General features: G+C 63.7%; 18 protein-coding genes. 12 read left to right on the top strand and 6 right to left on the bottom strand.

Going from position 1 to position 13,556, the window contains the following annotated elements; all coding sequences use genetic code 11:
- Positions 1–60 precede the first annotated feature (60 nt).
- Entirely contained in the window at positions 61–2,379 is a 2,319-nt protein-coding gene (locus RBH20_RS02455) for a DUF2298 domain-containing protein (protein WP_306705161.1), read from the top strand.
- Between the two features lie 54 nt (positions 2,380–2,433).
- On the opposite strand, the gene RBH20_RS02450 is transcribed toward RBH20_RS02455, so the two are convergent.
- A complete protein-coding gene (locus RBH20_RS02450; RefSeq protein ID WP_306707449.1) occupies positions 2,434–2,706 on the bottom strand; it encodes an HAH_0734 family protein in 273 nt (90 codons plus the stop codon).
- A 174-nt stretch (positions 2,707–2,880) separates the two neighbouring features.
- On the opposite strand from RBH20_RS02450, the gene RBH20_RS02445 reads away from it, so the two are divergent.
- The 7 genes from RBH20_RS02445 to RBH20_RS02415 all read left to right on the top strand — a co-directional run bounded on the left by RBH20_RS02445 (position 2,881) and on the right by RBH20_RS02415 (position 6,284).
- A complete protein-coding gene (locus RBH20_RS02445; RefSeq protein WP_306705160.1) occupies positions 2,881–3,144 on the top strand; it encodes a hypothetical protein in 264 nt (87 codons plus the stop codon).
- Positions 3,145–3,283: 139 nt separating this feature from the next.
- Positions 3,284–3,562: a 50S ribosomal protein L44e gene (locus tag RBH20_RS02440; RefSeq protein WP_004593654.1), complete on the top strand. Its 279-nt coding sequence runs from the start codon at positions 3,284–3,286 to the stop codon at positions 3,560–3,562.
- A gap of 2 nt (positions 3,563–3,564) precedes the next feature.
- Positions 3,565–3,738: a 30S ribosomal protein S27e gene (locus tag RBH20_RS02435; protein ID WP_004963588.1), complete on the top strand. Its 174-nt coding sequence runs from the start codon at positions 3,565–3,567 to the stop codon at positions 3,736–3,738.
- A 1-nt stretch (position 3,739) separates the two neighbouring features.
- Complete coding sequence (locus tag RBH20_RS02430; protein WP_306705150.1) at positions 3,740–4,540, top strand: translation initiation factor IF-2 subunit alpha; 801 nt, start codon at positions 3,740–3,742, stop codon at positions 4,538–4,540.
- 30 nt (positions 4,541–4,570) lie between these two features.
- Positions 4,571–4,753, top strand: a complete 183-nt coding sequence (locus RBH20_RS02425; RefSeq protein WP_306705148.1) for an RNA-protein complex protein Nop10 — start codon at positions 4,571–4,573, stop codon at positions 4,751–4,753.
- A 5-nt stretch (positions 4,754–4,758) separates the two neighbouring features.
- Positions 4,759–5,517 carry a proteasome assembly chaperone family protein gene (locus RBH20_RS02420; RefSeq protein WP_306705145.1) on the top strand — a complete coding sequence of 253 codons (759 nt, stop codon included), beginning with the start codon at positions 4,759–4,761 and terminating at the stop codon, positions 5,515–5,517.
- A 143-nt stretch (positions 5,518–5,660) separates the two neighbouring features.
- On the top strand, positions 5,661–6,284 hold the full coding sequence (locus RBH20_RS02415) for a J domain-containing protein (protein ID WP_306707447.1): 624 nt from the start codon (positions 5,661–5,663) through the stop codon (positions 6,282–6,284).
- A 17-nt stretch (positions 6,285–6,301) separates the two neighbouring features.
- Here the strand turns inward: RBH20_RS02415 and RBH20_RS02410 are convergent, their stop codons facing one another.
- On the bottom strand, positions 6,302–7,192 hold the full coding sequence (locus tag RBH20_RS02410) for a universal stress protein (protein WP_306705142.1): 891 nt from the start codon (positions 7,190–7,192) through the stop codon (positions 6,302–6,304).
- 243 nt (positions 7,193–7,435) lie between these two features.
- Here RBH20_RS02410 and RBH20_RS02405 point away from each other — a divergent pair, with 243 nt between their 5' ends.
- Entirely contained in the window at positions 7,436–7,855 is a 420-nt protein-coding gene (locus RBH20_RS02405) for a universal stress protein (protein ID WP_306705139.1), read from the top strand.
- Between the two features lie 44 nt (positions 7,856–7,899).
- On the opposite strand, the gene RBH20_RS02400 is transcribed toward RBH20_RS02405, so the two are convergent.
- Both RBH20_RS02400 and RBH20_RS02395 read right to left on the bottom strand, forming a co-directional pair.
- On the bottom strand, positions 7,900–8,913 hold the full coding sequence (locus RBH20_RS02400; protein WP_306705136.1) for an alcohol dehydrogenase catalytic domain-containing protein: 1,014 nt from the start codon (positions 8,911–8,913) through the stop codon (positions 7,900–7,902).
- Between the two features lie 106 nt (positions 8,914–9,019).
- Positions 9,020–10,192 (bottom strand): pyridoxal-phosphate dependent enzyme, encoded by a 1,173-nt coding sequence (locus RBH20_RS02395; RefSeq protein ID WP_306705134.1) that lies wholly within the window; start codon positions 10,190–10,192, stop codon positions 9,020–9,022.
- 83 nt (positions 10,193–10,275) lie between these two features.
- Here RBH20_RS02395 and RBH20_RS02390 point away from each other — a divergent pair, with 83 nt between their 5' ends.
- Positions 10,276–11,529: an NAD(P)/FAD-dependent oxidoreductase gene (locus tag RBH20_RS02390; protein WP_306705132.1), complete on the top strand. Its 1,254-nt coding sequence runs from the start codon at positions 10,276–10,278 to the stop codon at positions 11,527–11,529.
- Between the two features lie 42 nt (positions 11,530–11,571).
- Here the strand turns inward: RBH20_RS02390 and RBH20_RS02385 are convergent, their stop codons facing one another.
- Together RBH20_RS02385 and RBH20_RS02380 are read right to left on the bottom strand one after the other, a co-directional pair.
- Positions 11,572–11,730: a hypothetical protein gene (locus RBH20_RS02385; RefSeq protein ID WP_195156681.1), complete on the bottom strand. Its 159-nt coding sequence runs from the start codon at positions 11,728–11,730 to the stop codon at positions 11,572–11,574.
- Positions 11,731–11,767: 37 nt separating this feature from the next.
- Positions 11,768–12,505, bottom strand: a complete 738-nt coding sequence (locus RBH20_RS02380) for a metallophosphoesterase (protein WP_306707445.1) — start codon at positions 12,503–12,505, stop codon at positions 11,768–11,770.
- 81 nt (positions 12,506–12,586) lie between these two features.
- Between RBH20_RS02380 and RBH20_RS02375 the strand changes: the two genes are divergently transcribed.
- A complete protein-coding gene (locus tag RBH20_RS02375) occupies positions 12,587–13,354 on the top strand; it encodes a MarR family transcriptional regulator (protein ID WP_306705128.1) in 768 nt (255 codons plus the stop codon).
- 46 nt (positions 13,355–13,400) lie between these two features.
- Positions 13,401–13,556 (top strand): hypothetical protein, encoded by a 156-nt coding sequence (locus RBH20_RS02370; RefSeq protein WP_306705126.1) that lies wholly within the window; start codon positions 13,401–13,403, stop codon positions 13,554–13,556.

Genomic DNA, 13,556 nt, shown 5'->3' with positions numbered 1-13,556 from the left:
AGTTGATAACCGCGGGAGCAACGAAAAAGCGTATAGGCCAGCGAACCGGTCCCTTCACTGATGGAATACGGGCTCCTCGCCATCTGGCTCGCCCTCTACCTTCTATTACTGTACGCCGGCGGGACCGTCGCCAGACTATTGTTCCCACGCTTTGCCGACCACGGACTCGCCTTCGGCGTCCCGGTCGCCGTCTCGATACTGTGGCTGATCACCTATTTCCTCGGCCGCCTCTCGCTGACGCTTGGCATCTGGCTCGGCGTTGCCGTGCTCGCTGTGAGTACACTGGCTGTCTGGCGGAGCGACAGTGGACCGAACGCCCGAATGTACGCGGAGACGGCCGGCGTGTTCACGGTCGCGTTCCTGTTCGTCGTCGGCATCCGAGCGCTTGACCCAGCAATTGTCCCAATCGGCGGCGAGAAGTTCCTCGATTTCGGCCTGTTGCAGTCGCTCGTACGGGCTGACAGCCTCCCGCTAGAGGACATGTGGTTCGCCGGCGAGTCGGTCGCGTACTACTACGGTGGGCATCTCATTGCGGCGATTCTCACCAGAATAACGGGCACCGCCGGACAGTTCGCGTACAATCTCGCGCTGGCGGGCTTTTATGCGACGCTGGTCACGGCGGCGTACGGACTGGCGGGCGCTGTCGCGAGCGAGCGCGGCCTCCCGCGACAGCTGGCCGCCGGCCTCACGGCGTTTTGTGTCGGCATCGCGAGCAATCTGTCGACGCCCGCCAGGTTCGTCGTCTGGCTCCTGCCGGGTGGGCTGCGCCAGACAGTCGCCGAGCGGGCGGGTTACGAACTGAAGGGGCTTGCAGCAGGGCCGGATTCGTTCAGCTACTGGGACGCGAGCCGTGTCATCGAGGACACGGCATCTGATTTCGGTACGTACGAACCCGGTGCTGCGCTGGTCATCGATGAGTTCCCACTGTTCTCCTGGCTCAACGGAGATATGCACGCCCATATGATGAGCACGGGTTTCCTATTGCTCGCTGCCGCGCTCTGTTTCAGCTACTACCAGACACCGGCCGCCGAGCGTCGACGGCGGCTGGCACTGCTTTTCGGTGCACTCCCGGCCATCGCGGGCATCATGGCCGTGACGAACACGTGGTCGTTCCCGTCGATGGGCGGGCTGGCCCTGCTGACTGTCACCGTCGCACCGGCCGATCCGACGACGCTCCTCCCGGATGCTATCGGACAGCGACTCCGACTGAACGGACCGGGCCAGGAGGGTATCCGAATCGGGATGGGACTGGCCGTCGCTGGCGGCGTCCTCGCGCTGGGACTGCTCTGGTCGCTCCCGTTCTGGCTCGGCCCGGCGAGCGGCCGCGAGATTGCGGTCCTGCCCGACCGGACCTCGTTGCTTGAGCTCCTGGCCGTCCACGGCCTGTTCGTCGTCCCGTTCTGGCTGTACCTGTATGCACAGACCGGCCGTGCCGTCGGGCGGAGTACAGCCCGCATCGTCGGCCTCGTGACCGTCGGAACGGCGGCGCTCGCCGCGACACTTGACATCGCAGCGGTCGGCTTGCTTACCCCGTTACTGGTCGGCGCGTGGCTGTTCGCGCGCTCGCCGACACTTGACCGCACCGTCGACGCGGTCCCGGCGCTCGCTGACGGCGGCGACCGGCCCGTTGGCTTCGAAGCCGTGCTGATTCTCGCCGGCGCAGGCCTCGTTTTCCTCGTCGAATTCGTCTTCGTCAGGGAGAACATCGGCCGGATGAACACCGTGTTCAAGACGTATATGCAGGTGTGGGTGCTCTGGGGAGCCGCCGCCGGCCCCGTGCTGGCGTGGCTGCTCACTCGTTGGCGGCCGACCGGCGACCGCGCGCGAGCGTGGGCAGGCATCGGCGTCCGCGCGTTCGTCGCCCTGCTGGTCTGTTCAGCGTCCCTGTACGGTGTGTTCGCACTCTCGAACCACGTTGCTGCCGCTGACGACCCAACGCTGGACGGGCTGGCGTACCTCGACGACGACCATCCCGAAGAAGCCGAAGCGATTCGATGGCTCGATGCGACAACGGAGGGCCGGCCAACCATTGTCACAGCCGCCCCTGCTGACTATGAGTGGAATGCCAACGAGGGCAAGGGCGCAAGCGCGCCGTCGAGCCTGACCGGACTACCGACCGTCGCGGGCTGGACCCACGAGGCCCAGTACCGCAATGACACGGTGTACAACCGTCGTGTCGACGACGTGGAGACGATTTACACCGGGGACGCCACAGAGCAACGCCGACTCCTCGAAGCGTATGACGTGCGCTACGTCTACGTCGGCCCGGCCGAACGAGCCCGCTACGGCGAGGTGACTGTCGACCAGCTACAGGGCGTCACCGTAGCAAAGCGAACCGACGGCGTCACGATCTATCAGGTCCGACCGAAGTACTTCTGAAAAAGGAACGGGTTACTGTGGGCGAACGGCGATTTCAGGTACGATACGGGCCGCTCAGGACTCAGCGTTCGGCGGCGCGCGCTCGCGGTGGACGGTGACGGCCTCGGCCTCGATGTCGTCTGTATCCAGGTGCATCGGGATGTACTCCTGCCGTTTGAACGTCTCCTCCTCGTCTTCCGAGCCGATAGTACACCAGAGCTGTGGCCGGTCCGGGCCGTGCCAGTCACCCTGCCGCGAGACCGAGAACACCTCGTACTCCTCGTCCTCGTATTCGATGCGGCCGCCCTTTCGCAGCCCCGGGTCGCCGTGGATAATGAGCTTCTTCATGCCCGTTTCTTTGCCAACAGCGTACTTAGTGACTTCGAAGGCGATTGCGACACAGCGCACCAATCGACAGGGAGTACCTGTAACTAGAATGTCCTTATATTGTTACTGGTCGTGTCTAGATGCTTAACAGCCTGATAGCCGAGGTTTATATATCCGGAATCGCGACAGTCGTGTATGTTGAAACAACAGCAGCGGTCGTGCGAGCGGGCCTCAGTCGTTGTCAGCCCGATGGACGATGACGGACGGATGGAACTCCGGGACGTCGAAGCCGACGAAACCTACGAGATTGTGGACTACATCGACGACGAACTGGCGACGAAGCTGGATTCATTCTCTGCTGGTGAAGCGGTGAATCTCGAACTGCTCTCGGGTTCGGAGTCAGGTGTGTATGGAGCTGTCCGAATCGAATCAAGTGGGCCGTCAGCCCGGTTCCAGTAGCCAGCGCTGTGGCAGAGCGCGGACGGACCGAATGTTGCGGATAGTCACGCGGCAGGGACGGTACTGTGGGGCACACAGCAGGTGCGAACCAAACGGGTTTTAAGCGGCCACGTCAAATCGCTCGGTAAGGCCGATATCTATGCAGATGCCACGACGATTCAATACGTACTGTCCGCACTGTAACGAGCATCAGGAACACGAGGTCGAGAAAGTCCGCAGCGGCCGCCAGACGGGCATGAAGTGGATCGACCGCCAGCGCGAGCGTAATTCCGGTATCGGGAACGACGGGAAGTTCTCGAAGGTCCCGGGTGGCGACAAGCCCACCAAGAAGACGGACCTCAAGTACCGCTGTGGCGAGTGTGGGAAGGCCCACCTCCGCGAAGGATGGCGCGCCGGCCGACTGGAGTTCCAGGAGTAACAATGGCAGGAAGCTTCATCACCGTCGAATGTCCCGACTGCGAGAACGAACAGAGTCTCTTCGAGAAGGCCGCGAGCGAAGTTTCGTGTGCCGTTTGTGGCCACACTATCGCCCGCCCGACGGGCGGCAAGGCCGACATCGAAGGCGAAGTGACCGCCGTCGTCGAGGCCCGATAGGATGAAATACAGCGGCTGGCCCGAACCGGGCGAACTCGTCGTCGGCAAGATCGACGAGATCGAGGACTTCGGCGTCTTCGTCGACCTCGACGAGTACGAAGGCAAGCGCGGCCTCTGTCACATCTCCGAGGTCGCCAGCGGATGGATCAAGAACGTCCGCGACCACGTCAACGAAGGGCAGACAGTCGTTGCCAAGGTGCTTGACGTCGACGAGAGCGCCCAGCAGATCGACCTCTCAATCAAGGACGTCAACGACCACCAGCGAAAAGAGAAGATCCAGGAGTGGAAAAATGAGCAGAAGGCCGACAACTGGATGGAACTGGCCTTCGGCGAGGATCTGGACGACGAGACCTATGCTGCCATCGCCAACGAGCTGTTGGCGGAGTTCGGCTCGATGTACGACGGGTTCGAGTCAGCGGCGATCCACGGCAAGGACGCCCTCGAAGACGTTGACCTCTCCGAAGAGGAGATTGACGCCATCGTCCAGACGGCCCGGAACAACGTCTCCGTGCCGTACGTACAGGTCACCGGCTACGTTGACCTGTCCTGTCCCGAAAGCGACGGCGTCGACATCATCAAGGAAGCGCTCCAAGCTGCGGAGGGCAACGGCAAGATTCCCGAAGAGATTGAGCTCGAAGTGACCTACGTCGGCTCGCCCGAGTACCGGGTTCAGGTGCAAGCGCCCGACTACAAGACCGCCGAGGACGCGCTCGAAGAGAGCGCGGACCGCGCCGCGACGGTCGTTGAGCAACACGGTGGGTCAGGGCAGTTCCACCGCGAACGCAGCGAAGACGACGAGTAAGCCGGTTATCGCTCCAGTGATTCACCACCGATGAAATCGGATATCCACGTCTGTGCCATCTGGGAGTCCGAACACGACCGGCCGGTGTACACGCTGGATGATACCTGTCCCGAATGCGGGGCCGGAGCGGTCAACAGCGCACCCGCACCGTTCTCTCCTGAAGATAGCTACGGCGAGTATCGACGTTCTCTTAAGCGCCGCAGCCGCGAATAAGCCGTATGGACGAATTCGACATCGAGCGCGTAGCGGACCCCGACCTCAACGAACCAGTACTGGTCGAGGGCTTGCCCGGCGTCGGCCACGTCGGGAAACTTGCCGCAGAGCATCTACTGGAGGAGCTCGAAAGCGAGCTTGTCCGCCGCGTCTACTCGACGCATTTCCCACCGCAGGTCAGTATCGATGACGGACAGGCACAGCTCGCCTGCGCTGAATTCCACGCCGTCACCCCCGACGAGGGGCAGGACCTGCTCGTACTCTCCGGGGACCACCAGGCACAGGACAACCAGGGCCACTACGGCCTGACCGACACGTTCCTCGACATCGCTGACGAGTTCGGCGTCCAGCGGGTGTTCGCTCTCGGCGGCGTCCCAACTGGCGAACTCATCGAGGAGTACGACGTGCTCGGTGCGACGACGACCGAGGATTTCAAGGAAACGCTGGAGGACGCTGGTGTGGCCTTCCGCGAGGACGAACCGGCCGGCGGCATCGTCGGCGTCTCCGGCCTGCTGCTGGGCCTGAGCAAACGACGGGACGTGCCGGCCAGTTGCCTCATGGGCGAGACGTCGGGCTATCTGGTCGACCCCAAGAGCGCGCAGGCCGTCCTCGAAATCCTGCAGGAAGTCATCGGGTTCGAAGTCGACTACAGTTCCCTGGAAGACCGTGCCGACGAGATGGAGGAGGTCGTCCGGAAGATCCAGGAGATGGAACAGCAGAACTCCCCGTCACCCGCCGACGAAGACCTCAGATACATCGGCTGAGACGGATTGTTACCCCTTGGTCACAGTACTCGCTGGCTACAGAGTTGGTGCTGGTCGGAAATGACATACAGCAGTCCGCCTGACGCAGTCACGTGTTACCGGAGAGCGGGAATTTCTTTACCACTGGAGCCTAACAGATGGTCGTGCAGACAGAACCGGGCGTCCTACCGGAGTGGCTGCTCCTCGGGCTCGTCCTCGGTGTCGCCGGAACCCTAGTCGTCGCTGGACTGTTCGTCCTCGCGAACCGTGTGTTTCCGGCCGAGCGGCCGAACCGGCAGGCGACAGACGGCGGGGAAATGCGACGCCGGGCGGAGCTCCGTGAGTACCTCACAGCCATCGACGAGCAGTTCGCCGAGAACCACTTCGTCGAGGGCCAACACGTCGCCTTCTATCTCCCCAAGCGGGACGTGGCCATCACGTTCGACGCCCGAGCGTATTACCGAATCGAGCGATCACCAACCATCCCTGTACTGGTCGAACACGAGATGCCTGGCGTCTACCTCGGCGCACGCCTTCCCTTTGAGACGCCTGAAGTCAACCTCGGCCCGGACCCCGAGGAGGAACCACACCCGACAGTGCAGGCATTCAGCGAACTGGGCCTGACCCAGAGCGCGTCGCTGGACGACGTGAAATCTGCCTACCGTGAGCGCGTCAAGGAGGTCCACCCAGACCACGGCGGCAACGAGGACGAGTTCAAGCGCGTCCGGGAAGCGTACACCACTGCAAAACAGCACGCGTCTGGCGCATCAAGACAGCGGGCATCGTAGAAGGGACCGAAGGCCTGTCACTGCATCGGGACACAACAGACCGGGATAGCCGAATTACGTACCACCGTCTCAGTGACGCTCCCGGTAAGGTATCGAGTGAGGCCGGATCGGCCGTGCGTTCCCATCACGGTGAGGTCGATATCGTGCTCCTCGCTGTAGGAGAGAATCGTGCGTGCAGCCGGGCCGCTTGCGATATTGCCTGCGACACTGACATCCGCTTCGCTGGCACGCTCATGGACCGTCTCAAGTGCTTTCTGACCAGTTTGCTCAAGCGCATCGTGAATCTCTGCTGATCCCTCAACGCCGCCGAATCGGCTCGTGTCAACAGAATAGAGCGTGTGTATCGTTGCGTCAAACACCTCAGCTAGCGTGATTCCCCACTCGACCGCGAGTTCTGCCCCCTCGCTGCCGTCAGTCGGGAGTAGAACGTTCTCGTACTGCTGGTCGCCGATTTCGACGATGTCCCCGTCCGGAGTTACTGTGACGATCGGGACATCAGCGGTGCGGAGCGTCTTTTCTGCAACGCTCCCGAGTACAACCCGTTCGAACCCGGTCCGTCCTTGCGTCCCCATAACGATGAGATCGATGTCGTGGGTATCGACGTAGTCGTTGATCGTCTGGAACGGGATTCCCGACTCGACAGCGGTGGTGATTCGCCCAGAGAGGTGCGTCCCGGCAAGTCTTGCGATGGAATCCACCGCCTGTTCAGCCTCCGTTTCGAGGAGCCGCTCCCGCTCGGTCTGCCCATCAGCGTTCAGATCCGGTTCGATGTCACGGGCGTCAACCGCTGATAGGACGTGGAGGTCGGCATCGATTGTGGCAGCGAGGTTGATACCTCGCCGGGCCCCTATCCGTGCCCCGTCACTGCCGTCGGTCGGGACGAGAATCGAGTCGATTGTTTGGCTCATAGCCACGGTTTGACAGGCTGTTGATTTAACACTACGTTCGATGCCCACCACGCTGTTGCAGAGTGAATCTGAGACCTCTCTGTGCTGCGTACGTGTACTGCATCTTGCACGCCTCGTCCAACGGATATCGCACCTTCAGAAGCCACTGGCGAGGTAGCGGGTCCTTCAGAGCCGGTGGTAATAGGTCGCGTCTCTGAAGCAAGCGCACCACCATTTTATCCACAGTCTGGCCGTAGTCGCGATATGATCGCACAGATTCTCGTTCCAATGGACGACTCGGAGATGGCCCAACAAGCGCTCAAGTACACCCTTGAAAACCATCCCGACGCGGAGATTACTGTCTTACACGTCGTGGGCGGACCCTCACCGTTGGGGGGAGCAGCCACCGCACTTGCTCTTGCGGATGACGTCGAAGCGGCTGCCGAGGAGCGTGCGGAAGAGGTATTCGATGGCGCTCGGGAGACCGCCGCGGAATACGATGTCGAAATCACCACCGAAGTGCAACTGGGACACCCCGCTCGGGCGATTTTGAACAGAGCCGACGACTTCGATGCGGTCGTGCTCGGAACGCACGGCGGCTCGTTAGCCGATCGACTGGTTGTCGGGAACGTCGCCCAGAAAGTCTTCCGTAACTCACCCGTTCCCGTCATCGTCGCCCGATGAGTGGCAGCGGCTGTGGTCACGAAACACCGTAGGCACAGGAGTGACTACGGCGTCACGACGAGCTTCCCGACGCTGTCGCGGTCCTGCATCGCCGCAAACGCCGCACCGGTCTCTTCGAGCGAGTACGTCTCCTCGATTTCCGGGGTGAGTTCGCCGTCGGCGACGAGTCCGACGAGCCGCTCTAAGTCGCCCTGTGTCCCCATCGTACTCCCGATGACGCGTTTGTGACCGAGGAACAGGTCGGGAATATTGATCTCGGATGTGCCGCCGGCGGTCCGACCACAGACAGCCATCCGGCCACCGCGTCGCAGAACGCCCAGACCGGTCTGCGTGTACTCGCCACCGAGGTGGTTGAGGACGCCGTCGACCGTCCCGATATCGGCGACTGCCGCCCGAATCTCGTCCGGATCGGTGCTCTCGATGGCGTAGTCAAGACCGAGCGATTCGACGCGGTTTAGCTTCGCCGCTGAAGAAGAAGTTCCGACGCTACGGGCGCCGAGAACGGACGCGAGTTGCACACCCGCGACGCCGACGCCGCCGGTGACGCCCGGGATGAACACCAGATCGCCCGGTCCAGCGTCGATCCGGCGGAGCATATGGAAGGCGGTCATGTAGGCCGTCGGAAGCGCGGCCGCGTCGACCGTCTCCACGCTGTCGGGGAGCCTGACAAGGCGGTCGGCCTGCACGCGGGCCGCCTCGGCGAGGCCACCGTGATACAGCGAAAAGTTCTCACAGAGGTTCTCCGGCCCCTCACGACAGTAGCGACACGTCCCGCAGGTTTCGTTCGGGCAGAGGACCACGCGGTCCCCGGGTTCGACAGCCGTGACGCCATCGCCGACGGCGTCGACGGTCCCGGCAACGTCGAGGCCGCTGACAAACGGCAAGTCGTCCGTGTCGACCATCGCGGAGTCCCCTTCGAGAACCCAGAGGTCGTGGCGGTTGATCGCACACGCTTCGACGGAGACCACCGCCTCGCTGCGTTCGGGCGCAGGGGTTGTTTGGTTGATAACCGATACGCCGTCCGGGCCAGTGAGTTCGCTAAACGCTGCAACGCGCATTAGGTTCGTGGATGGGCCAGAAGCGTATAAACAACACCGAAGTGTGGGATACCTGCCTGCTTGACGGCAGTAGCGGTTCCCGCTCCCCGGTCAGACGACCGATCTCTCAGATACCCTGGCTCATGAGGTGACTGCGTAGCAGGTCTGCCTCCTTGCTCCCGGCGACGGGGTTCACAAGGACCACGACATCGTCATCATCGAAGGCCCCGTCGTCGGCCAGCGCCCGCGCGCCAGCGATTGCCGTCCCGCCGGTCGCACCGGTTTCCGGACCCATCTCACAGCCGTCGACCGCGCCGGCCAGAATGTCCTTGTCAGAGACAGCGACGCCGTCGCCGCCCGAGCGGTCGAGCGAGTCAAGTGCCGCAACGCCAGCGGCAGGGTCGGGGACCTCAAGCGGGCCGACGATGGTGTCGGGGTGTTCGATGGACACCGGTTCGCTCACACCCTCACTTGCGGCATCAGCGATGGCGGCCGTCGAATCCGGCTGAGCAGCGTAGATTCGTGGTACTGAGTCCGTCAGGCCACTATCAGTGGCCGCCCGGAAGCCGTGTTCGAGACCGACGAGTGTCTCGCCATGGCCGGTGGGGTGGACTACCGCGTCGGGGGCCGTCCAGTCGAGGTCATCGGCCGTCTCGAACGCGACGGATCTGGCTCCCTCGATGCGGAACGGATGGCCGGGCGCGACCGGAACCCAGCCATCGGAGGCGTCGGTCAGTTCATCCTCGAACACTGAGACAGCGTCGTCGTACCGGCCCTCAACGACACGCATGTCGCCGCCATGGACGTTCACCATCGCCTTGTTGAGGAATGGGCAGCGTGAAGGGACGAACCCCTTTGATTCGATGCCGGCGCGAGCCGCGTAGGCGGCGCTGGACTGTGCGCCGTTCCCCGTCGATGGCGTCGCGACGCGCTCGGCTCCGCGCTGAGCGGCAGCGGTGACAGCGAGCGAGAGCTTGCGGTCGCCCAGCGAGGCCGTCGGATTACGCCCCTCGTCTTTGACGTACACCGAGTCGACGCCAAGTTCCTCGGCCAAGTCCGGCACCGGGACTAGCGGCGTCGCCCCTTCGCTGAGCGAGACCGTCGCGTCTCCCGGGAACGGCCGAAGCGGCTCGTACCGGCCCGGTCCCGTCGCATCGGGCAGCGCCTCTGGCGTCAAGTCCGGAACGTCGTAGTCACCGACGAGAACCCCGCCACAGTCGGGACAGCGGTCGGCCGTGCTGTCGGTTTCCGCGCCACACGCCGTGCAGATGAGGCCGCGAAACGCCGCAGTCGTCTCCATGGCTTTCCCTGTGGACGGGACAACCAAGTGTGGTCCGGTCCCGCTTCAGCACGCTCTTGTCCCGGGCGGCCAAAGGAGCGGACATGACAGATGTCGTCGTCGCCGGCGGGGGACTCGCCGGGCTGGTCGCCGCTCGCCACTTGGCGGAGTCGGGTCAGGACGTGACCGTCTTCGAACAGGCGTCCGAGGTCGGGGGTCGAGTCCAGACAGCCCACGAGGACGGCTACACGTTCGACCGCGGATTTCAGGTCATGTTCACCGCCTACCCTGCGGCGAAGCGGGAACTCGATATTGAGGCGCTGGCTCCACGAACGTTCACGCCGGGGGCCACTATCGCCAGCCCGAACCACCGTTCGGTGCTGTCGGACCCGCTCCGCAATCCCTCGGCAGCACCACAGACGCTGCTCAACACGGACGTTCGCACGGCCGACAAGCTCAGGCTGTTCCGGCTCCAGCGCGAATTGGCCGGCATCGAGCCCGTCGAACTGCTCTCTCGGGGGGGAACGACTATCCGGGAATACCTCGCCGACTACGGATTCTCGAAGCGGTTCGTCGAGCGGTTCGCCGCGCCGTTCTACGGCGGCATCACGCTCGACCGCTCGCTGGGAACGGACAGCAGCATCTTCGAGTACACCTACAAGATGCTGAGCGAGGGCGAGATATTCGTCCCCGCCGACGGGATGCAGGCGATGCCGCGACAGCTCGCCGACCGCGCTCGCTCGGCGGGCGCGACCATCGAAACCGACGCGGCCGTGACAGACTTGGAGACCCATGAGGGGGAGGTCACTGCCGAGGTAGGCAGCGAGACAGTGACAGCTGAAAGCGCCGTCGTCGCGACGGACCCGCAGACTGCGGCGGAGCTGACGAACATCGACGCGATTCCAACCGAGCCCGTCGGCTGTGTCACCCAGTACTTTGCGCTCCCGACCAACCGTGCGCCGACGACCGGACAGCGCATTATCCTCAACGCGGCGGACGACCGACCGAACACCGTCGCGCCGCTGTCGGCCGTTGCCAGTGAGTACGCGCCCGCCGGCATGGAGTTATACAGCGCCACGTTCCTCGGAACGCCGGAAGAAGACGACGCGGAACTGGCCGCTGAAGTCCGGGCGGCGCTGCAGTCGTGGTATCCGAACGCGAGCTTCGAGGCGATGGAACTGCTCCGGACCGACCGCGTCCCGCTCTCACAGTTCGCCCAGCCGCCGGGGTATCGGGGCTCGCTCCCGGACCCGACAGCGCCGGAGGGCAACGCCGTCTTGGCCGGCGACTACACCCGCTGGTCGGCGATACAGGGTGCGCTGGAAAGCGGCAAGGTCGCCGCTGATCTGCTGCGATAACAGGCCTGCCGATACAGATACAGCGCTCAAATGGACGGCGGTCTATGCGGCTGGACCGCCGCTATTCGTGTTTCCCTCGTTGTCGTCGTGCCCCTCCCCCTTGAGGACTTCAGAGACGTACTTTATTGTCGCGAAGTACAGCAGCAGTAGCGAGAGCAGCGTAATCGCGATGAGACCCAGCGCGATTTCTGTCTGAACCATATTCCAGCGTCCACCGTCGTCGCTCAAATACTTACCGTTATAGCATGCGCCGGAACTCACCCAGCGGCGGGAACGACAGGGTCTCGCGCCCGCTCTCGTCCCAAACCACTGGCTCCAGTCGGTCAGAATCGGTGACGAGCGGGGACTGAAAGTCGCCGGCCCGCATCTCGTTGACCTCGACGCCGGCGTTCAGCCTGTTGAATGACGGGAGCATCACGACGTCGCTGCCACGGTATTGACCGCTCCCGACAAGGTAGCAGGGTTGGCGTTGCCCCTCGATGTTGATTGTCGGATGGTCATGCCCGACGATGTAGCGGTCGGCGTCGACTTCAGGGGCCTCGTGGCCGTGGCAAACGACGGTGTCGCTGATCCGGTATGCCGTCTCAGTCGGGCCATCCCACACGCTGTCGAGCATCGTGTCGTGGTTACCCGGCGTCACAAGCAGGCGTGCCCCGACCGCCTGACAGGCGCTTTTGAGCCCCGCCACGGTACTCTCGACCGAGCGGGGGATTGTCTGGAACGAGTGGAGGAGGTCGCCGGCGATAACGACCTCCGCTGGGTCGTGGCGCTCAACGAGTGACTGGAACCGCTGGACCATGTCCGAGCCGGACCCGACCGGAAGTTCGAGGTTCCCGCCAGTACCCCGGCCGACGTGGAGGTCGGCGACGACGAGCGTGTCCCTGAGCAGGAGCGCCCGGTCGTCGTAGCTGGCTGTCATCGCCGTCCAGTCGGCGCTGGCGAGGCTTATATTGTCGGTCATGGCGATGAGCCACATCGCAGGTGTCTGGACCACAGCCGAATAGCTTGGCCTGACAGTGTCGGTGGTATTTTTACCTGCGACTCCCGTGACTCCTGTATGGTCGACGTCCTGGAGAACAAGCGGGCCGCGACGCGGTTTCGGGTCCTCGTGGAGATTGCCGAGCGCCAGCCCGCAGTGAGTCAGGGCGAAATCGCCGACGCTGTCGGCGTGACGAGCCAGGCCGTCAGCGAGTACATCCGCGAACTCGTCGACGATGGCCTCGTCGAGAAGGAAGGGCGGTCGCGCTACCGCGTCACCAAAGAGGGCGTCGACTGGGTGTTCCAGTCCGCCACCGACGTGCGCCGGTTCGCCGACCACGTCACCGACGACGTGCTCGGCAGTGTCCAGGAGGACGCCGCCATCGCCACGGCGGATCTGGAAGAAGGAGAGACGGTGACACTCTCGCTGTCGGACGGCCTGTTGCACGCCGACCCCGGCGGCGGCGACGCGACGGGCGTGACGACAACCAGCGCCGCGGAGGGCGAGGTCGTCGGCGTCACCGGCTTCGAGGGCGTCATCGATCTTAACCCGGGTCACGTTAGCGTCATCCAGGTCCCGCCGGTACGGTCGGGGCCGGTCGAGAACATCGACGAGATCGCTGTGGCCTGTGCGGACGTCCCCATCGTCACCGCAGCGGGCGTCGAGTCCGTCGTTGCGCTCCGCGATGCCGACATCGAACCGACAACGCATTTCGCGGCGGGAGAGGTGGCCGCCGCCGCCGCATCGCGGGGACTTGATGCTGTCGTCGTCGCGACACAGGACACCGTTGGGCGTGTGACCGACGCGCTTCGCGACGCGAGCGTCGACTACGACGTGACGCAGTGACCCGCGAGTAGCGGGACTTTTCCGGTCGGCTGCCGTCGGGACAGCCATGAGCGACAACGAGATCCGTGACGCTGTCGAGGCGTTCCTGAACGAAGCCGACGACGCCTACGGTGAGTACGAGCAGGGGTATACCGACGCTGATGCGACACTCAGGCGACTGGAGACAGCTATCGAGGAACTGCGGACAGCGAGTGAGGAGTAG

This window comes from Haloarcula sp. H-GB4, assembly GCF_030848575.1.
In the GTDB taxonomy this organism is placed as follows: Archaea; Halobacteriota; Halobacteria; order Halobacteriales; family Haloarculaceae; genus Haloarcula.
The sequence above is the reverse complement of the archived record's forward strand: the minus strand, read 5'-3'. Positions and strand labels throughout refer to the sequence as shown.